Raw genomic sequence first — 20638 nt, 5'->3', positions numbered from 1 at the left:
TTGTAATACGACAAGTACTTGGATCTATAAAAGCCGCATTGCTGCGGCTTTTTGTATTTTAATAATAAATATTCTTTTCAAAACCGCAGGACAAGTACATATATCTCTGGCAGAAAAAGACAAGCAGATTTAGATTAACCGTTGCTGTACCCGTTTTAAACGGCAAATGATTTGATGGAATCCCGTTTAATTAAACGGGCGAGGGGTTAAAGCATGCGTAGAATAAAACGACATATTAAACATATGTATTTAAAATGTGTTCAAAATAGGATATTCTGTAAACAAGGAAAGCTGATGATATTGAAAAATGGAGGCGTTATCATGAATGGTTGGATTCAAGCGGGTACGGTAGAAGATCTTCGAGAGCAAAGACCGAAGTTGATCAAGGGGGGCATCGTAGTTTTTTATCACGAGGATGAAGTGCATGCGCTTGACAATCGGTGCCCTCACCTCGGTTTTCCGCTTCATATGGGAAGTTTGTGCAACGGGATTTTGACATGCCATTGGCATCATGCTCGGTTTGACGTATGCAGCGGTGGAACGCTCGATCCTTGGGCGGACGATGTTCCTGTACACGATGTAACCATTCAAAACGGAATAATTTGGGTCAACCCGAATTCTCGGAACAGCAATCAAGTACAGCAGTATAAAGACCGGCTTCTGAGCGGCCTTGAGCAAAATATAGGTCTTGTCATAGCTAAGGCCATAGTCGGATTAATGGAGGCGGGCGTTCCAGAGACAGAAATTGCTGCGATCGGGATCGAATTTGGGGTCAAACAGCGCACGCAAGGGTGGGGATCCGGATTAACGATTCTGGCCGCGATGGCCAACGTCCTGCCAAAGCTTGATAAGCAAGGCCGGATCCTTGCGTTGTTTCAAGGATTGCTGCATACGGCGCGCGAATCTGCCGGAGGAGGAACGCGCTACTTGCTCGATCCGCTTCCGAATACAGGCGTCTCTGAAGAACGATTGACGGAATGGTACCGCGATTGCATCGAGGTTCGAGATACACGCGGCGCGGAACGGGTATTGCTGACCGCCGTACAGGCGAGGGTGGATGAGAAGCGGTTATTCTCTATGATGGGCATGGCTGCGACGGATCATTTCTATATGAATGGAGGCCATACGCTGGACTTCCATAATAAGGCATTCGAGAGCTTAAAGTATGTTGGATCCGCCCAGCATAATGTTGTCCTCGCTTCACTCGTACCGATGTTCGGCAACGCATCGCGTAGCGAAGAACTTCATAGCTGGCAGTCTCCGGTCAATTGGGTTCAACCGTTGAAGGAAGTGTTCGAGGATCTGTCCAATAAGAGCTTTTCATCAGGAAGCGAAGACTCTGACATCGATGACGAGGAGATGCTCCAAGCGCTGCTCGGAGATGATCCGCTTCGAACGGTTCGCATGCTGAAGGAAGCTTTGCTCGGAGGCGCCTCTCCGGTGCGGATCTCGCAAATTGCCGCATTGGCTGCGGCAGAACGGATCGTTCGCTTCCATGTGCATAACGATTTCGGGGACTGGATTTCGGTACTACACACGTTTACGCATGCTCACGCCGTTCATGAAGGTTTGATCCGTTCTACCGATTCATGGCTAGTCCGCGGCATTTTCCATACTGCGGCTACGATTTACCTCGACCGGTTTTTGAACATCCCGGCTGCCCCGAGACCAGCTGCATTTGACACGACAGAGGAAGTGCCACAGCCCGAGGAGCTTCTGGAGATTCTCGACAAACAGCAGCAAGTGGCGCCGGCAGCGACATGGGTGATCCGCTATCTGCGCAGTGGCGGAAAGCCAGAGCCTTTATTCAACGTATTGGGTCATGCGCTGCTTCGAGAGGATGCGGAATTTCACACCTTCCAGATGTACGAAGCGGCTGTGGCGGAATATGACCGCTGGGCTTCCGAATCTGGACCATTTGCTGAAAAAGCCCGCGAAACGCTTATCCTTGCAGTTACCCGTTATTTGGCAGCACATGCTCCGACTTCCCGTGAAACGCCTCATACGGCGAAAATTGCATGGCGACTCCATCGCGGCGAGAAATTGTTCGAAGAAGAATAAAGTAAGCAAGCTGCTGCAATTATTGCAGAGTAGAGGTTACAACCGGCGAACCAGCTGAAAGGGGGTTCAGTTCTTAAAGAAGTTAATGCCCGATATTAGTTGATTTGAGAAAAGCCATGTACTGCAAGCTGGTATCAGTATTCAACTGCCGTCAGCTTGTTTTATTTTATTTTCCCTAGACAATAGTCGAAACAAATATGCTAACGAGGACATGAGGACAGCCGGTCGATTTAAATATGGCTCAGTTAAGTGGCTGTGATAAGAGTAACTTATTATTATATAAACGAAAAATGAAGGCTATATTGTGTATCCCTTAACCGCAGCGGTCAAGGGACAATAACATAAACGCTATAAAAACCCGCATATATAGCACCAGCAATATGCCGATAATGCACAAAATGGATTCGCAGTCATTAAGCTAACGATCAATTTGAATAAGCCGTATGGTTAACAATCACGTTGTGAAAATTCATGTTCGTAAATGGCTTTAATCCTCTCCAAAACGTTCCACGCTTCGTCTTTAAATTTTAATTCCGCAACCTGACCTTTCAACAAAAACACACCGGTTTCATTACGATGTTCCCCTAGCGCCCCTTCATACAGCTTGCCCGCGCCATGGGTAGGTGGAGAGAAAAACAGCTTCATCAACGGTATAACCAAAATGGGCAGCCCGGACTTTTTCCCTTTTCTTAACGTATTGTTGCTACCCGGGTCAACACTGCGGATCTTAATATCGTCCTTGGCAAGCTGCGGTGCGATGGCATGAGTCCACAGCGAAAGCGCTAGCTTTGAGGTGGCATAAGGTCCAATTAGTTTGCGGAAAACTTTGGGGCGCTCTAGGATTTCGATATTAAACTCTTTCGTAAATTTTAGCACTGAAGAAGAGGTATTAATCACCGTTTTTAAGCGACCGCTTTTTATAAGTTCCTTCAATTCCATTAGAATGATATAAGGAACGACTGTCAACAGCTCATAATGCTTTTCGCGCCCTTGTTTTGAATAGCTCAGCTCGGGAAAGGACCCGCCGGCGTTGTTGAACAAAATATCGATCCGCTGCTCCTTGCTTTTGATTTCTTCCAAAGTCCGTCTCAAGCTGGCATAATCAGCCAGATCCTCGATTTTATAAATTCGAAGCCATCCACTCTTGACCGCTGTTTGGATTCTTATATCGTCCGGCGGAAAGTCGGAACGATTCAAAGCAATCACCTGCCAGTCCTCCGACAGCAACTTCCGGGTTAATTCCAATCCGATCCCGGCGCTTGCGCCAGTAATCACTGCGATATTTTCACGTTGTCTCTTGTTCATTGCACGTCTCCTCCAGATAGGATATTTCCCTAATCGAGCACAATTCTATAACTTGGAGTCGACTCCAAGTCAAGGCAGGAAAAAAGTTTTTGTCCTAAGTATGGAAAGTTGACTTAGAGCCAGCACCAAGATGTATAATGGGACATAAAAATAATTTCGGAGGGACAGGATGAAGGAAGAGCAAACTTTTACGATAAAGCAAACCGCTAAGCAAACCGCAATTTCTGAAGATACGATCCGTTATTACGAAAAGATCGCACTACTGCCCCGGGCAGACCGGAAGGATAACGGGCACCGCGTCTACCGGCAGGAGGACATCAATACGATCCGGTTAATATCTTGCCTGAAAAAAACGGGGATGCCGCTGGAAGAAATGCGGCCTTTTTTGGCAGTCTCCGCCGATGCTGATCCCGCGGAATATCCCGAATTGGTGGAACACTTAAGGAGCCACCGGGAAAATATCGTCAGTCAAATTACCTCGCTGCAGCAGGTCGTCGATTTTATCGATATGAAGTTGGAGGAGGGGAAATACCGACGGGACTACTCGGATGAAATTCAGGAAGGTGTGTCAGAAAAAATGTTGGGAGAACCGAAACCAAAGCCCGTCTCACCTGTTGAGATGAGTTATTTTTCCGCATCGGCCAGAGCAGGCAAGTCGCCGACCTCCATAAGATAAGTTTGCAATAACAAGAGGGAGTACCAACGAAGCTGATACCACTGGCAAGCATTAGTGATAATCAGTTTGAATGATTCTTGTTTTCAATGCAAGGGCCGGATACTTCCTCACAACAACCGCCGGTTGCCGATGACAGTAGCATCCAATATTCCGCAGGCAGGTTATTCGTATTAGCTTGTGTTTATTTGCGGAAAATCTAAGCCAATCATCGATATTATGCCAATAGTTGGGGACATTGAAATAGTTGATAATTTTAATGAAAAAAGATGATTGAAATAGGTTATGAGCCTCTTGGAGAATTAAGGCAAATGAGAGAGACTTTTTATTTATAGTAGGTACACCATATTGGGAATGAAATGCAACTTAATTCATAATAATAATCCACGATTCCAGGAAAAGATCACTTGATTAAGCTAAATTAAAGAAATTAGAGAAGGGAGCGAGTTTATTAAAATGATTAAAGGTTTCGGGGGAATATTTTGGAGGACTAAAAATCTAGACGCTGTTAAAAAATGGTACAGTGAAGTGCTGAAGGTTGAAATGGAAAATTGGAATGGGGCTATTATTAAACCCCAATCAGGAAATGAAACTATCTTTTCATTCTTTACTGAAGATGACCTTTACTTCCCAACAGAACAACAAGTGATGCTAAATTTCCAAGTTTATGATCTAAACGAGACAATTAAGCATCTTGAACAAATTGGTGTACCTCTTGTAAAGGAAAAAGAGATTAGTGAATTTGGTAAGTTTATTTGGATTAAAGATCCTGAAGGTAGACTGATTGAGCTATGGGAGAAATAGTTGAATAATACATATTGTTGAGCAGGCTACCGCAGCCTGCTCATTTTATTAAGCTAATCGGCAGTAAGTTCAACTATAACTATTCATTCACTTGTTGACGTACTAGGTACTGTAGTATGTTAACCTTGATTCGTTATTGAATGTAAATTACTAACAGAGGGGGTTGTCTAATAGATGAATACCGTTCGTAAACTTGCAATAGAGGACGTAGATGCATTTACAGAAATTTCTTGTAATTCGTATCCATGGATTGGATATCAGGAAGATGATGTAAACAGGTTGAAAAGTTGGATTGAGAAAAGTATTGAACAGTTTCCTCAGCAAGATCTGTTTGGAGCTTATAGGGATAAACAACTTTTAGGCGGAATGTGTCTTTATGATTTTAAAATGAATGTTACATCGACAATTCTGAGTGTAGGAGGAATTGGTTCAGTGGCGGTGGATTTACTGCATAAAAAGGAAGGAATAGCCAAGGAACTAATACAGTTCTCTTTCCAGCGTTATAAGGAAAGCGGAGTGCCATTGGTCACACTATACCCATTTGATGCAGGATTTTATAAGAAAATGGGGTTCGGATTTGGCAGTCTAATTAATCAATATAGAGTAAAAACTGCAGGTTTCCCTAGAGGTGATTCGAAGCAACATATTGAATTTTTACATAATAACGACAGAAATGAGGTTCTTAATTGCTATAACAGGTTTTTTGAAAGGACAAACGGGTTAACTGAAAAGTTGGATAAAGGTCTGGGTGATCTGTTTGACTTTAGCGAGAATCGAATCGTGGGATTTAGAAAAGATGGAAGAATTTTGGGATATCTGGCATTTTCATTCCACACGCATTATCAGTACAAAAACGATCTGGTCATCAAAGAACTTGTTTACGAATCTCCAGATGTTCTTTTAGAATTCTGTACATTCCTTCATACACAATTTGATCAAGTAGAACGTGTAATCATAGAGACCCAGGATGAATATTTCCATTTTTTGCTTTCCGATCCCTCACGAGGCACTTATGATTCTTTTTTATCCAAATATCTCGAGACGAGTACAATAGGCATGGGAATTATGTACCGGGTAGTTGATATAAAAACACTATTCGATAAGCTAGTGAATCGTAACTTTGGAAATCAAAACTGTAAGATGAAAATCTCTATAGTTGATACTTTCTTCGAGTCAAATCATGGAAGTACAATAATACATTTTATAAATGGATTTCCAACTATAACTGAGAGCACCGATTACGATGTGGAAATTAGCATGGATGTCGCTGAGTTTTCTTCTCTAATTATGGGGGCAGTAGACTTTAAAACATTAATCCGTCTTGGACTAGCTAGGTTATCTGATAATACATATATTGAATCAGTACACAATGTGTTTAGAACAGAACAAAAACCAATGTGTCTTCTTCAATTTTGAACGCCAAAACTAAAGGAAGAAAGTAAGATACACAAGTCCAGTATTTCAAGGAGATAAAACATGGATTATACTACACCGATTGAAGCGGCGTTAAAGGTGAAACGATCGCCTAAAGATACCATAGCGGCGGGTCGTCGTCATACCGTAGGTCTTAAATTGGACGGAACGGTGACGGCAGCGGGTGATAATAAATTTGTCCAATGTGACGTAAGCTGCTGGAGCGATATTGTGGCGGTTGCTGCTGGTAATGTTCATATGGCGACGAACACGGGTAATGCTCATACAATTGGTCTTGCATCTGACGGCACGGTGGTGGCTGTCGGTTGGAATAAGCATGACCAATGCGATGTAAACGACTGGCGCGATATGGTAGCGGTAGCGGCGGGTTGGCGTCGTACCGTTGGACTTAAATCGGATGGCACGGTAGTGGCTGTGGGTCGAAATAGTGAAGGCGAGTGCAATGTAGGCAGCTGGCTTGGTATGGTGGCGGTAGCTGCGGGTGACTGGCATACCGTCGGACTTAAATCGGATGGAACGGTGACGATTGTGGGCAATAATCGGTATGGCCAATGCAATGTAAACGGCTGGCGCGGCATTGTGGCGGTAGCTGCGGGTTATCTTCATACTGTCGGGCTTAAAAAGGACGGTACGGTGTCGGCTGTGGGTTCGAATAAGCATGATCAATGCGATGTAGGCGGCTGGCGCGGTATTGTAGCGATAGCGGCGGGTAGTAATCATACCATTGGCCTTAAATCGGACGGCACGGTGATTGCTGTGGGTTCGAATAAGCATGACCAATGCAATGTAAGTGGCTGGCGCGATATTGTGGCGGTAGCTGCGGGTTGCGCGCATACGATCGGGCTTAAATCGGACGGTACGGTGGTTGCTGTGGGTGATAATGAATTTGGTCAATGCGATGTAAGCGGCTGGCACGGCATCCAACTACCCGGCAATTAGTATTCGAGTATCCGTAAAAGTGATTTCAACACGGTAGGACTACTATTATCAGCACCCTGCTGAAATTGTTGCAGTTTGGCACGGTGGCATCACTATCAATGGAACGTTAACCGCGGCGCTCCTTGCTGCTGTTTTTTTATACCCGCCAAAAAGGTTACAACTTTTGGCGGATTGCCGATATTTGTGCATCAGGACCGCTAATTAGAAGCATCAGTGGTCAGACCAGTTTCCCATTCAAAATTTGGGAAAGAAATGAAACTTCCCTGCAGATTCATTGAGTAAATAATTCACACAGTCATCGAGGTAAAAGGCGGAGGCAGATAGTAATAGTTAACATAACACTAATTATGTAACTCCATTCTACATGAATGAAAACATATTCTTGCCGCTGTCATTCGGGTATGCTCTTTTTCCTCGTTTGGGAAGGGGTCATCCCCATATACTTTTTATAAATCCTCGTAAAGTAATTCGGATTCTCACAACCCACATGAGCCGCAATTTCGGTAATCGAATCATTGCTATCTATAAGGAGCCGTTTGGCCTCTTTCATCCTAAAGATATTGACATACTCAACAAAGGTTCTGCCGGTTAGGCGCTTGAACAGCTTGCAGAAGTAATAGGGATTCAGACTTACCTCCCTGGCGGCCTGTTCAACAGTCACTTTAACCGCATAGTTGGATTCAATCCGCCGGATTAATTGCTTAAAGCGCTCCCGGTTGGGAAAATAAACCGCTTCACCTTGTTCCGCAAACTGCTGAGGCATAAAGCTGCGCGACATCAATGTGAAAAAGAGGTGAAGCTTGGATTTGACCACAAGCTGATAAGCAGGAGCTTTTGCAGAGAACTCCTGAATAATCTCATCCAAAAGAGAGAAGTAGGGTTTGCAGGTTTCGTCCTGCTCCACCGGCTTGACGGGAAATTGAAATCTGCCCTCCACGTAAGGGGCAACATACTGTGTGTGGACCGGATCCGATAGCCAGTCATTAAACAGCGAAGCATTAAGTACAATGCAGTCATAATTCACATCCCCGTCAACGAGTGAATAACCGACATGGAGACTGCCTGCAGGGATGAGGATGATATCCCCTTGCTGAACCACATATGGCCTGCTGTCAACGTGGAAAACAGCACTTCCTGTTTGCATAACCAGAAATTCAAAATGCTCGTGCCAATGCAGGTACAGGATACAATCCCCAGTTATGGCGGAAGCACAACGATTCTGAAAGAGTTGAAACGGATAATCCGCATGCTCAAGAACCGTATCCTCCCACAGTTCTTTTGGATAGGTCATAAGGTACTCCCCCCACAAAATCAGACTAGTATTGCACAAGATTGAGTAGAGATAACAGGAAAAATGCCCGTTATAATGATGGTGTTACGAATACTATAAGCCAATATAGGAGTGATAAACAAGATTGGAAAACATATTGCGCATTGGGACATTGGTGGGTGGAAATGATGCTGTAAAGGTCATTCCACAGATCGTAAATCATGGTTTTGAATCCTTTAATCTCACGTTCTGGCAATCTTCAGGCGATACAGATTTGGGGGAAATGGCACGAAAAGTACGTGAGCTCGCAGACGAGCATGATTTTGTGATTTCCGCAATCAGTGTGTTCGGCAACCCGCTGACAGGTGAAGGGGACAATGCTGATACACTTGCTACGTGGGAGCGTCTCATCGATCATGCCCACCTCTTCGGGACGAATCTTGTATCCGGTTTCACAGGAAGGCTGCCGGGCCGCCCGATCGACGAGTCAATCCCTAAATTTAAAGAGGTTTTCGGTGAATTGACAAGACGTGCGGCGGACAAGGGAATCCGGATTGCTTTTGAAAATTGCGATATGGGTGGTACTTGGGAGACAGGCGATTGGAATATTGCGCATAGTCCGGCGGCATGGGAGCTGATGTTTAATGCTATTCCTGAGAATAACATCGGTCTCGAATGGGAGCCCTGTCACCAGATGGTAAGCTTAATCGATCCGATCCCGCAGCTGCGCAAATGGGTGTCTAAGGTGTTTCATGTACATGGTAAGGACGCCACGATTGCCTGGGATATTGTAAAAGAACATGGGATTCACGGAAACCAGCCATTTGTGTGGCACCGGACACCCGGCTTTGGCGATTCAAATTGGACGGATATTATTACCATCCTAAGGCAGCATGGGTATCAGGGAACGATTGATATCGAAGGATGGCATGATCCGGTTTACAGGGGTGAGCTTGAAATGACGGGACAGGTTCATGCTTTGAATTATTTAAAACGCTGCCGGGGCGGTGACTTTGTCCCGAATCCGGTCTGAACAATGCGGCAGAGGGAGCTGAAGAAAATGGCAGTAGAGCACCGGATCGTTGTGGCTGGCTGTGGCGGCATGTCTAATACATGGATTGATTACGCCATGGCCAGGGAAGATACGGAAATTGTTGGATTGGTTGACATTAAGGAAGAGTTTGCTGCAGCCATGGCGGAACGAAAGGGTCTTTCCTGTCCGGTATTCACAGATATAGAGCAGGCAGTCACGGCAACTGAAGCTAACTTGGTTTTTGATGTGACTATACCGTCGAGTCATCACAAGGTCAGCACAACCGCGCTTGAACTGGGGTGTCATGTTTTTTCCGAAAAACCTCTGGCAGAATCGATTCAGGACTGTAAAGATATTGTTCATCATTCGGAGCAAAACCGGAGGACACATGCTGTGATGCAGAATCGTCGTTATGATCCGCGCATACGCGCTTACCGCAATCTGATTGCTGAGGGGACAATCGGACAAACCGGCTTCATAAGTGCGGACTTTTTTATTGGTGCCCATTTTGGCGGTTTCAGGGATGTTATGCAAAGCCCGCTGCTGCTGGATATGGCTATTCATACCTTCGATCAGGCGCGGTTTATTATGGATGCGAATCCCGTTTCGGTCTATTGCCACGAGTTTAATCCCCCCGGGTCATGGTATTCCGGAAATGCCATGGCGATTTGCATATTTGAAATGTCGGACGGTTCTGTTTTTAATTACCGGGGTTCTTGGTGCGCCGAAGGGGCCCCGACATCCTGGGAGGCATCCTGGCGTGTGACCGGTGAACATGGGACAGCGATTTGGGATGGGCAGGGAGAGCCTTATGCAGAGGTTGTCGCGGCTGGTGATCAGGAAGGCCAATTTATCCGTCATGTTGAGCATATCCCGTGCCAGCAGGTAGAAATGCATCATACCTTCCATCAGGGCTGTCTGGATGAGATGTTTGCATCGCTGGCTGAGAACCGCAAACCCGAAACCGAATGCAGCGACAATATTTACAGTATGGCCATGGTCCTGGCTTCGCTGGAAAGCGCGAAGACAGGCAGTAAAGTGCTTATTGCTGATTTGTTGAATGCGGAATTACCGATTTGAAAATGAGAGGACCATGAAGGTCCTTCTCGTTTCTTGCTCGCCGTTTACTGCTTCTGGTATGTACGACGCCGAGGAATATACCTCCGGAGGGAAACGCCTCGCCGATCTCGATGTTGACCTGTGTTTTTTGCTGAACAACGCAACAAAATGGTATAAACGCAACAAATGGTACATCAGAAGCGTCTATTCATCATACATAGAACAGCTAACAGAGGTGGAACAAATGAATGTAAAGATGATGACGATATTCGGTGCCGTTCTCGGTTCAATGCTTGTTTGGGCAGGAAATGCGGCTGCGGAAGAACGGTTTGCCGATCTGCAGCATTCGAAATGGGCAGAAGACAGCATTAACTATATGGCTAAAAGGGGTACAGTTGCCGGATATGGCAATGGGAAGTTTATGCCCGAGAGGCAAGTAACAAGAGCGCAAGCCGTGACATTCATGGTACGTGAGCTTTATCCGCAACAACTGCAGTCAGTAGCTCAAGGTACGAATTATTCAGATGTTCCAACAACACATCCTTTTTATCATGAAATCGCCATTGCGGAAAAAAATGGGCTGGCCAGCGGATTTCCTGACGGCACCTTCCATCCAGATACTGCGATGAGCCGCGCAGAGACTGCTGCATTCCTTACACGGGCATATTCACTTGTGACAGGCAAGCAACCCGTAAGTTTGATGGATACAAAAGGTCATTGGGCGGCAGCTCCTATTCTCGTCATGAGCTCCAACGGATTGATCGGTGGATATACGGATGGTACCTATCGGCCGGATCGGTCTGTCACGCGGGCGGAGTTTTCCGTATTTATGACGCGGGTGATTCGATTCGAACGATCAGCAGCCATTCAGGCGCATGATTGGGATAAGCTGATGTCATATATGACCGTCAGCGAGCAAGTCGGCCAAATGCTCATGCCTGACATTAGACAATGGAACGGTCAAGTGACCACGACCGTCAATGATGGGCTGAAACGTAGTATTCATGATCAAGATTTGGGCGGGCTTATTCTTTTCGACAAAAATATTATAGACGTACGACAAGTCACGAGGCTGACGCATGATATGCAAATGGAAGCGGGCGATATTCCGTTGTTTCTCGGTATCGACCAAGAAGGAGGCGTTATTAAGCGAATCCCCGGGGGGGCGAACCTGCCAGGTCAAATGGCGCTTGGAGCAACCGGTGACGCGGCATTGGCCGAAGCAGCAGGAAAGCTGACAGGGGAGGAGCTGAAGGCACTCGGGCTGCAGGTCAATTTTGCCCCGGTGCTCGACATTAACAGCAACCCGGACAACCCCATCATCGGGATGCGTTCGTATGGCTCGAATGCGGACTTGGTCTCGCGGCTTGGTCTCGCAAACATAAAAGGATTGCGGCAATCGGGTGTGATCGCGGCCGTCAAGCATTTTCCGGGGCATGGTGACACGACGGTAGACTCCCATCTGGGAATGCCTGTGCTGACACATAACCGTGAACGGCTCGATGCGGTAGAACTAAAGCCGTTTCGGGCCGCGATCGATAACGGGGTGGAGATGATCATGACCGCGCATATTGCTTTTCCCGCAGTAGATAATGAACACGTTATTTCGCTCAAGGACGGAAGCAGCGTGCCGATCCCTGCTACGTTATCTAAGAAGGTACTGAACGGACTGCTTCGGGAGGAGCTCGGATATAAAGGCGTCATCATTTCTGATGCCTTCACCATGAACGCGATTGCAGAGCACTTTGGGGAAAATAAAGCGGTGGAACGTGCAGTCTCCGCAGGCGTCGATATCATCCTTATGCCGCAAGATCCGGCAGCTGCACATCAAACGCTGGTGAACGCGGTGAAGAGCGGGACAATCCCGATCGATACCATCCATGCGTCCGTGAAACGCATTTTGGAGCTGAAATCGAAATATGGTTTGTTTGACCCCAGCGAAAGCCTTGCGTATAAATTGGCCGCTCTTAACGGCGTCATCGGATCCGAGGAGCATCGAGCAGTGGAGCGGGAAATCGCAGAGCGAGCGGTCACATTATTGGCCGGCCGCGACGGTAAGCATCCGGATCAAATTCATCAAGGCGACCGGGTTGTTATTGCCGCAGCTGATGTCGAAGTGGCGAAGCAGCTCGAGAGGCAGCTGCGGCAAGCCGCAAGTAACCTATCGCTAAAGACGGAAATTTCCGTCATGGGTCAAGGAAAAACGACTGAGGCGCTTCAGGCGATGGATAAGGCGGATTACGTCATCCTGGCCTCTTACCAGTTCCGTAACGTGGCCAGTCAGTTCGGATGGACCGACGTTCAAACCTGGATCGAAGAGATGAACAAGCGCAATAAGCGATACACGCTTTTATCGCTTGGCAACCCGTATGAGCAGATCTATTTGCAGAACATGCGCTCAGGTATTGCGGTTTACGGAAAGCAGGAGCCCAATACAATCGCCGGAATCAAAGTGCTGCTCGGAAGTTTGGAAGCCGGCGGCGTGTTGCCAGTGAAAACAGAGTAAAGATGGGTTAGTAGTTATTAACTCTCCCAGGGGGGCTTTCATCGAAAAAAAAAGTCATAACCACTAATAGTGGCTATGACTTTTTTTCTTCACAATGTAAGCCCTGTTATTCAACATGGCCTAACAGTCCTCAGTTGCAATGATCTAATCTTTTGCATTACGCGCCAACAAGCGTTTGAGATTATCATCAATAAATTGATTCTTCGGCACTGTTAAGTCCGCGGCCGGCAAAATGGCCCCGGATTGAATCGATCGGGTTGAAAACGGCATTAGGCATAAGCTTTGCCTCGTATTCGTTATCGTCCGCAGGACAGAAGAGATCCGTACTCCCGCGCTCCTAAGCATTAAAGCGCTCCTGCATCACTTTCGCCGGCGTGGCCAAGACTTAGCCCCAAACGTATGTGGTTCTGGAGGGAATGAAAGCCCCGCTTCGAATTATCTTTCATAGAATCAGCAAGAGAAGTTTTCACTTTTGAGAAGCAGGATAATACCGTTTAACCTGTTTCAGCGAATGACGCTTACAATGAGTCCATTATTTTAGAAAATATGTACTTTATCGGGGAAAGCTGCGAAATATCGCCAGGGCATTATGGCATCCCTAAAGTATTAACCGGATCGAAACCACAATCAGTAATAGAGCCAATATTTTCAGGAGCAGCTTGGCAGGGAGATATATGGCAAGCCGCGCGCCGATTTGACCGCCGATGATAGCACCCGGTGCGAGGGCTAATACCTTGAGCCAGTCAATGTTATATAAGAGCGCATGAACCGATGTGCTCACGATAGCGGACAGTAAAATTTGGAGCATGGAAGTTGCAACCGCAATATGGGGAGTGAAGGAGAGCAGCAGCGTCATTGTCGGAATCATGAGACTGCCGCCTCCGATCCCAAACAGGCTTGCCAGGAAACCGACGAAAAAACTAATGACGATGCCGGTAGGCATGTGATAGGCATATTCGAAACGTTCCCCGTTATTATCGATGAAGTTCCGGTTCACCGTTGGTTTAAAAGGCCAAGCGATCGGTTTATTGGGCTTAAATAGGAGCAGTAAGGCCACAAAAATCAAAAAAATGCCGAAACTAATGAAAAAGAGCTTCCCTTCCAAATACTCCGCAAAGAAGGCTCCGATGACCGAACCGGGAATCGAGGCTGCAGCAAAACGGACTGCTGCTTGATAATCGATTCTCTTCTGCTTGGCATACACATAAGTGCTTGAAATGGAATTAAAAAGAAGCATCGCCATGGAGGTACCCGCAATTTGTGCCCCTGGCATATCAGGAAACAAAAAGGCAAGGGCAGGTACGACGATAAAGCCGCCGCCAAGTCCGACCAATGATCCGGAGATGCCGGCAGCCAGTCCGATGCAGAATAATAATAAGTAAGTAAGCACGTTGAACTTCCCTTCTATAGCCGAATTCAGTTAATCCTTCCAGAAGAAGCGGCCGGCGAATAGATGCATTTGAAGCCAACTGCGCTGTTCGTCCGTTAACCGGACATCTTCGTCCAGCCTAGATATGATATGGTTAGTTATAAGTTTCGGGATGTATTGAACCATCGCCTGCTCCTCATTCGCATCCAGATAGAGGATATCGTTAGAACGGAATCCTGGGGTCCAGCGCTGCCAACCAGGTAGTTCTTCCCCATTAGGATCACCCGTGTATAAGAAACGCCGTAAATAACTGCGCATGAGGGAAGAGAGCATTTTACGCCCGGGATCGTTATGCTCGGAAATGACTCCCACCGGATGGTTTGTCATGACATTGGAGAAGTCGCCGGTATAAAAGGGGATATCCGCTCCATGAGAGGCTCCGATCAGAAATCGAATAACGGGATCGATAACGCCTTCTTGCAATCCCCAACCGAAGCGGTAAGCGTAAATCGGCAGTTCCGGGATCGAACTTATTAATTTCTCAGCGACTTGCTCGACATTAAAAGCCGCATACAGTTCACTTCCATATTGAACGGCAGTCTCATACAGTTTCTTTTGCTCCTCATCCTCGGTTAATTGTCCCTGCTGCAGGTAAAAGAAACGAGGATCGGTCAATGCAAATCCGGAAAATTCGCTAGCAGTACTCCCAAGGATGATCGGCATACAAGATGGATGTCGATCTTTAATCTTTTCGAAGCCTTCCTTGGGAATGACCGTACCATCTTCGAATAAATGAGGAAATGCATCCATTCGTAGACCTGTATCTCCGATGATCTCAGCAAAGTGAGCAGCCTGTTGACCTATGAGGTAGTCAGAAATCGTGGCGGGAGATTGCGTTGATATCCAGCCTAAAGCTTCTTCGAAGGTATTCGTTATCCCTGTTTTCATTAGTAACGAAGCTAGGACATCGTTAGCTTTTGCTTCGCCTTGTTCGCATGTAACCGTCGTTAAGCCTCCGCTCATCGCATAAAGCTTGTGAAAAAGTCCTTCGCTTAGAGGGGAAAGATATGCGGCTAATGCATTTCTTGCGCCGGCAGACTGGCCTGCCAACGTAACATTTTCCGGATCTCCCCCAAAGGAATTGATATTCGTTTGTACCCATCTCAGAGCTTGAATGATATCGAGTAAACCATAATTCCCCGAATCATCCAGAGGATCGCCGGTACGTAGAGCAGGATGACGGTAAAATCCCATTGCACCCAGGCGGTAATTCACCGTGATTACTATACTATTCGTTTCATAACCCAGTTGTCCGCCTTGAAAATCCCGTCCTGAACCATTTACATTTCCGCCTCCATGAAGGAAGACGAAAACGGGTAGATCCGATTCGGCAAGATCGGGTCGCCAAATGTTCAAATACAAGCAATCCTCGCTGCCAAATGGTAACCCTTGAATCATCTGGATGCAGCCATTTTTGAAATCGCGTACAGGCAAAATGCCAGTCCATGGTTCAACTTCACGCGGCGCTTTCCATCGGAGTTGGTCCACCGGAGGCAAAGCATAAGGAACTCCCAACCAAGCGATTACTTTCATTTTTGTCGAACGTATGCCCTTAAGCCACCCGCCAGAAACTTTTATCATTTCATCCCTAATTTGTTTCGTGTTCTTCATACTCTCCTCCGCTTTCTACTTTGCTTCCCTTTATTATAGGGTTCTGCCATAATAATGATAAATATATAATTATGCATATAATGTATAACCTCAGAGTTATAAATGGAGGGGATCGCAATGGAGTTACTTTCACTTCGGTACTTTCAAACGGTTGCACGTTTGGAGAATATGACCAGGGCAGCCCAAACACTGCAAGTATCTCAACCCGCATTAAGCAAAATGATAGGAAATCTCGAAAAAGAATTAACAATCAAATTGTTCGACCGAACAGGAAAATACATTCGATTAAATGAATATGGGAAACGGTTTCTTGCAAGAGTAGACTTGGCGCTTCAAACATTGGACGATGGGAAAACAGAGCTTCTCGACATGGCTGAAAAACCTTCTGGAACCTTAGTTATCTACATTCAAGTGGGGTCCTATTTGCTCCCAGATATGATTACTTCGTTTCGGAAGCTGTACCCGGAAGCCGAATTCAAGCTACTGCAGCATGATCAGGAACAACGCGAATCTCCAGCCTATGATTTGTGCCTTTCTTCATCTCCATTCAGAATACCGGGTAACGAATTCATTTCTTTATTAACTGAAGAGATCATGCTGGCAGTTCCGAGTGACCATAGGCTCGCTAACCGTGAGAGCATTCGATTGTCCGAACTTTCGGAAGACGGCTTTATTAGTTTAAAGCGTGGAAAACAGCTCCGCGAAATGACGGATTCTCTCTGCCTTGCGGCTGGTTTTACGCCTCGAATTATTTACGAATGCGACGAACCATCCATGGTTCGCAGCCTTGTTCATTCGGGGCTGGGTGTCTCATTTATCCCATCCATTACGTGGGGCGTATCTCAGGGATCTTCCGCCGTTCTCATACCCATCGAAGAACCGATAAGTACCAGAACCATTGAGATCACATGGTACACCAACCGTTACATGACGCAAGTCGCAAAAAAATTCAAGGAATTTGTTCAAATGTATTTCAAACAGTTATAAAACAGGCGAAATCATTAATATAGATCCAAAAAAACTTCCTGTAGTATAATAAAATGACTTGGAGTTATAGGGGGAATAACATTCTATGTTTGGCGCTGAGATCAGCATAACGGAGTCTTTTACGGAGCAAAACATCGAACTCTTTTTGGAGCGTTTCCGCTCGCTGGGACCGCTGCCCGGCATACTGCTAACTTTTCTGAAATCTTTCGTTCCGCCACTGCCTACCATCGTGATCGTCGGTGCAAATGCCGCCATCTATGGGCTATGGCTGGGTTTTTTATATTCTTGGATCGGCCTCGTAACAGGCAGCTTACTTACGTTTTGGCTGATTCGTAAAGCGTCGGATACACCCTTTATTCGGCGCTGGGCGGCCAAGCCCAAGGTACAGAAGGCCAGGGTGTGGGCGCAGAGGAACGGGTTTAGCTTCGTTTTTCTCTTAAGCATGCTCCCGATAGGACCGTTCGTCGTCATTAACATGGCCGCGGGATTAACGCGAATGCCTACGGTTTCCTTTGCGACAGCCGTAGCACTAGGCAAAGGAGTCATGGTATTCTGCGTTTCCTATATCGGAACGCATCTGTCCGATTTTATCGACCAGCCCGTCAAGTTTATTGGAGTGGCGTTGTTTATTGCGGCATCTATATGGTTGAACCGGAGGTTGCAGGCCTATTTTGTATCCGCGGCGGCTGTGGCACCCGAGCCCGCGGATACCATGGAATAAGACTGAGAGAGAACTTGGAGTTAGAATATAAGTAAATAGAACAATGAAAATGGCATCCCCTGGCCGAACGGCCAGGGATTTATTCTATGTTTTTCCTCTGTGCATCCAAGTTCGTTGTGTTTCGATTGTTTTATTACAATATTTCTGTACAAATACCGAGGTTTGTGTTTATAATATTGGAAATAAACCAAATCATGGGAAGGTGACATTCCTTTGCTTGAAGTTTCCATAAATGATTCCGAACGATTGGTAAAAGTAGCACATGCACTCAGCACGCATACAAGGGTCAATATCATCAAATTGCTGTTGAACAAGCCCAACCTCAATATTCTTGAAATTGCCGAAAAGCTGGATATCCCCGTATCCACTGCCGCCAACAATGTCAAAGTATTGGAAGAGGCCGAATTGATTGTAACAGAACTTCAACCAGCAACTAGAGGGGCTATGAAAGTATGCAGCCGGAATTTTGACGATGTTCGTCTAATTTTGAATCCCAGTGCTTATGATCCAAATACAAGCAAGGTTATAGAGATGGAAATGCCGATCGGTCATTTCAACAACTTTGACATTGTACCGACTTGTGGTATGGCAAACACTTCAGGCATGGTATTCCAAGAGGATGATCCTGTCAATTTTTACCTTCCGGACAGCAGGACGGCTGAACTCATCTGGTTTAGAAAGGGATGGATTGAATACCGCTTCCCTAAAAAACTGCCGGCGGGAGCTCAGATTTATACTCTTGAATTCTCCCTGGAACTTTGCTCGGAAGCTCCGAACTATAATAATGATTGGCCTTCGGAAATTACAGTTTGGGTGAATGAGGTTGAGGTTGGCTCGTGGATATCGCCGGGGGATTTTGGTGACCATCGAGGTAAGCTAAACCCGTCATGGTGGTATGACAACAGCACCCAACATGGTTTGCTGAAGAGTTGGTCGATTGACTTGACGAAGAGTATGATCGATAAGGAGAAATGCTCTGATCATTCACTTCATGATCTTCGGTTAGGAGAAAAGCCGTATATTACGCTCAGGATCGGAATTAAACCGGATGCGAAGCATCAGGGCGGCATAAACCTGTTCGGTAGAGGGTTCGGCGATTATGCGCAGGGAATTATTATGAGAATGGAGTATAACTAAAGCTATGCCCATAAATTCCAGATGCTTTGTAATAACAAGGCTATCTGGATTTTTTTTGCTTTATAATACAATAATATTGTAAGAAAGCGTTGACAATTACCTGATATATACATATTATCTTGTTTATAAACGAAATAATTGAATTAAATGCATTATGTGCTTTTTTATGTACAGCATGTTCTTCAGTTATTTTGTTTTTAACGACTTTATTAAAGGGGGAAGAGGGATTATGTTTCGAAAAGGAAAATGGGTTAGTCTTTCGTTAACTATGGTACTCAGCTTCATGTTGGTTCTCTCTGGTTGTAACTCCGGCAGCAACAGTAACGAAAGTAACACGGCAGATTCCAAAACAGATACTAAAACAGACACGAAAACAGAAGCAACAAATGCGACTCCAGACAAAGATGCAAAATCCGTAATTGAATTTATGGGATGGGGCGGAGATTCTGAGAAAGCCGTTTTTGAGAAACTGATTGCATCCTATATGAAGAAATATCCGAACAAAAAGGTAAAATATACTGTCGTTCCTCCTGCGGAATATTACCAGAAGCTTGATACCTTGATTGCAGCGAAGAAGACTCCGGACGTATTTTATGCCGGCGGAGCTCACTTTAACAAGCTTGTCTCTAGCGGTGTACTGCTGAATCTGGAATCCCAACTGAGCTCCAGCGAGTTGGTGGATACGAATAACGTGTGGAAACAAGGCCTAGACCGGTATCGATATGACGGTTCAAAGGTAGGCTCCGGGGATTTATACGGTTTGCCGAAAGACGTGGGTCCTTGGGCTCTTGCTTACAATAAGGATCTGTTTGATAAGGCCGGTCTGCCATACCCAAGCGCAAAAGCTGGCGAATATACTTGGGATAATATGATTGCCGATGCAAAAAAACTAACCGTAACCAATGAACGAGGAAAAATTGATACCTTTGGCGTTGCCGCCTATTCAACTGAGTCGGCTGTATGGGCAAACGGAGGGGATTGGGTGGATCCTACCTCAGGCAAAATCACGATTGATACACCTGAATTTGCCGAAGCGATGCAGTTCGTAGCGGATTTAAGCCTGGTCCACAAAGTCAGCCCTTCCCCGGATGATGAGAAGGCACAGAACGGTTATGCCCGCTTCGTTGCCGGCAAAGTAGCTATGTTTCCGATGGGGCCTTGGGATCAACCAGGTTTCTGGGATTTGCCATTCCAATGGGATATCGCGGCATGGCCGGCAAGCCCTAACACAGGTAAAACAGCGACTTGGCTTGGCTCCCTTGGATTCGTGGTATCGAAAAATACCGAATATCCGGAAGATTCATTCGCGCTTGCCTCTTACCTGAGTCTCGACAAAGATTCGCAGAAAGAAAACTATGTTCTGGGGCAGGCCGTACCGAACTTGATCGATATGGCGAAGGGCGAATTCATGGAAGTAGATAAAGCACCACATACGCGTCAGGTATTCATCGATATTATTGAAGATTATGGCCGGCCTCCAATTGAAGTATCCTCCAAGAATACCAAATGGTTGGACACGTTCTGGCAGGATGCGAGTCAGGTATGGAACGGTAAAAAAACGGCAGCGGAGTTTGTAAAAGAAGAGCAGCCTAAGCTGCAAAAGCTGTACGACGAGAACAACAAGTAAAGGACAGCTAATGCTGTGGCGGAAGAGCGAAAACGACGAGAG

Annotated in this window: 16 protein-coding genes and 2 pseudogenes; 13 read left to right on the top strand and 5 right to left on the bottom strand. The window is 46.0% G+C overall.

Annotated features, from left to right (window positions below; all coding sequences use genetic code 11):
- Positions 1–321 precede the first annotated feature (321 nt).
- Positions 322–2061 (top strand): Rieske (2Fe-2S) protein, encoded by a 1740-nt coding sequence (locus KJS65_RS07660; protein WP_213649284.1) that lies wholly within the window; start codon positions 322–324, stop codon positions 2059–2061.
- Positions 2062–2508: 447 nt separating this feature from the next.
- On the opposite strand, the gene KJS65_RS07655 is transcribed toward KJS65_RS07660, so the two are convergent.
- Positions 2509–3366 carry an SDR family NAD(P)-dependent oxidoreductase gene (locus tag KJS65_RS07655; RefSeq protein ID WP_213649283.1) on the bottom strand — a complete coding sequence of 286 codons (858 nt, stop codon included), beginning with the start codon at positions 3364–3366 and terminating at the stop codon, positions 2509–2511.
- Between the two features lie 169 nt (positions 3367–3535).
- Here KJS65_RS07655 and KJS65_RS07650 point away from each other — a divergent pair, with 169 nt between their 5' ends.
- From KJS65_RS07650 to KJS65_RS29780, 5 genes and pseudogenes are all read left to right on the top strand, one after another.
- The gene (locus KJS65_RS07650; protein ID WP_213649282.1) at positions 3536–4042 is read left to right on the top strand and encodes a MerR family transcriptional regulator; all 507 of its coding nucleotides are present in this window, start codon (positions 3536–3538) and stop codon (positions 4040–4042) included.
- Between the two features lie 453 nt (positions 4043–4495).
- Positions 4496–4843 carry a VOC family protein gene (locus KJS65_RS07645; protein WP_213649281.1) on the top strand — a complete coding sequence of 116 codons (348 nt, stop codon included), beginning with the start codon at positions 4496–4498 and terminating at the stop codon, positions 4841–4843.
- A gap of 174 nt (positions 4844–5017) precedes the next feature.
- Positions 5018–6259, top strand: coding sequence for a GNAT family N-acetyltransferase (locus tag KJS65_RS07640; protein WP_213649280.1), 1242 nt, complete (start codon positions 5018–5020; stop codon positions 6257–6259).
- 60 nt (positions 6260–6319) lie between these two features.
- Positions 6320–7216 (top strand): RCC1 domain-containing protein, encoded by an 897-nt coding sequence (locus KJS65_RS07635; RefSeq protein ID WP_213649279.1) that lies wholly within the window; start codon positions 6320–6322, stop codon positions 7214–7216.
- 52 nt (positions 7217–7268) lie between these two features.
- A pseudogene (locus tag KJS65_RS29780) lies at positions 7269–7421 on the top strand (hypothetical protein); the annotation flags it as partial.
- A gap of 186 nt (positions 7422–7607) precedes the next feature.
- Here the strand turns inward: KJS65_RS29780 and KJS65_RS07625 are convergent.
- The gene (locus tag KJS65_RS07625) at positions 7608–8507 is read right to left on the bottom strand and encodes an AraC family transcriptional regulator (RefSeq protein WP_213649278.1); all 900 of its coding nucleotides are present in this window, start codon (positions 8505–8507) and stop codon (positions 7608–7610) included.
- 124 nt (positions 8508–8631) lie between these two features.
- On the opposite strand from KJS65_RS07625, the gene KJS65_RS07620 reads away from it, so the two are divergent.
- The 3 genes from KJS65_RS07620 (at position 8632) to KJS65_RS07610 (ending at position 13084) form a co-directional block, all read left to right on the top strand.
- A complete protein-coding gene (locus tag KJS65_RS07620) occupies positions 8632–9519 on the top strand; it encodes a sugar phosphate isomerase/epimerase family protein (RefSeq protein WP_213649277.1) in 888 nt (295 codons plus the stop codon).
- Positions 9520–9546: 27 nt separating this feature from the next.
- The gene (locus tag KJS65_RS07615; protein ID WP_213649276.1) at positions 9547–10599 is read left to right on the top strand and encodes a Gfo/Idh/MocA family protein; all 1053 of its coding nucleotides are present in this window, start codon (positions 9547–9549) and stop codon (positions 10597–10599) included.
- A 223-nt stretch (positions 10600–10822) separates the two neighbouring features.
- Positions 10823–13084: a glycoside hydrolase family 3 N-terminal domain-containing protein gene (locus KJS65_RS07610; RefSeq protein ID WP_213649275.1), complete on the top strand. Its 2262-nt coding sequence runs from the start codon at positions 10823–10825 to the stop codon at positions 13082–13084.
- Positions 13085–13228: 144 nt separating this feature from the next.
- Here the strand turns inward: KJS65_RS07610 and KJS65_RS29775 are convergent.
- The 3 genes and pseudogenes from KJS65_RS29775 to KJS65_RS07600 form a co-directional block, all read right to left on the bottom strand.
- Positions 13229–13415: pseudogene (locus KJS65_RS29775) on the bottom strand (hypothetical protein); the annotation flags it as partial.
- Between the two features lie 267 nt (positions 13416–13682).
- Positions 13683–14474 (bottom strand): sulfite exporter TauE/SafE family protein, encoded by a 792-nt coding sequence (locus KJS65_RS07605; protein ID WP_213649274.1) that lies wholly within the window; start codon positions 14472–14474, stop codon positions 13683–13685.
- A gap of 30 nt (positions 14475–14504) precedes the next feature.
- Positions 14505–16124 carry a carboxylesterase/lipase family protein gene (locus tag KJS65_RS07600; RefSeq protein WP_213649273.1) on the bottom strand — a complete coding sequence of 540 codons (1620 nt, stop codon included), beginning with the start codon at positions 16122–16124 and terminating at the stop codon, positions 14505–14507.
- Positions 16125–16241: 117 nt separating this feature from the next.
- Here KJS65_RS07600 and KJS65_RS07595 point away from each other — a divergent pair, with 117 nt between their 5' ends.
- From KJS65_RS07595 to KJS65_RS07580, 4 genes are all read left to right on the top strand, one after another.
- The gene (locus KJS65_RS07595) at positions 16242–17111 is read left to right on the top strand and encodes a LysR family transcriptional regulator (RefSeq protein ID WP_213649272.1); all 870 of its coding nucleotides are present in this window, start codon (positions 16242–16244) and stop codon (positions 17109–17111) included.
- 85 nt (positions 17112–17196) lie between these two features.
- Entirely contained in the window at positions 17197–17832 is a 636-nt protein-coding gene (locus KJS65_RS07590) for a TVP38/TMEM64 family protein (RefSeq protein ID WP_213649271.1), read from the top strand.
- 213 nt (positions 17833–18045) lie between these two features.
- A complete protein-coding gene (locus KJS65_RS07585; RefSeq protein WP_213649270.1) occupies positions 18046–18969 on the top strand; it encodes an ArsR/SmtB family transcription factor in 924 nt (307 codons plus the stop codon).
- A 229-nt stretch (positions 18970–19198) separates the two neighbouring features.
- Complete coding sequence (locus tag KJS65_RS07580; RefSeq protein WP_213649269.1) at positions 19199–20596, top strand: ABC transporter substrate-binding protein; 1398 nt, start codon at positions 19199–19201, stop codon at positions 20594–20596.
- The last annotated feature ends 42 nt before the right edge of the window (positions 20597–20638 follow it).

This window comes from Paenibacillus sp. J23TS9 (genome assembly GCF_018403225.1).
Taxonomy (GTDB): domain Bacteria; phylum Bacillota; class Bacilli; order Paenibacillales; family Paenibacillaceae; genus Paenibacillus_AQ.
The sequence above is the reverse complement of the archived record's forward strand: the minus strand, read 5'-3'. Positions and strand labels throughout refer to the sequence as shown.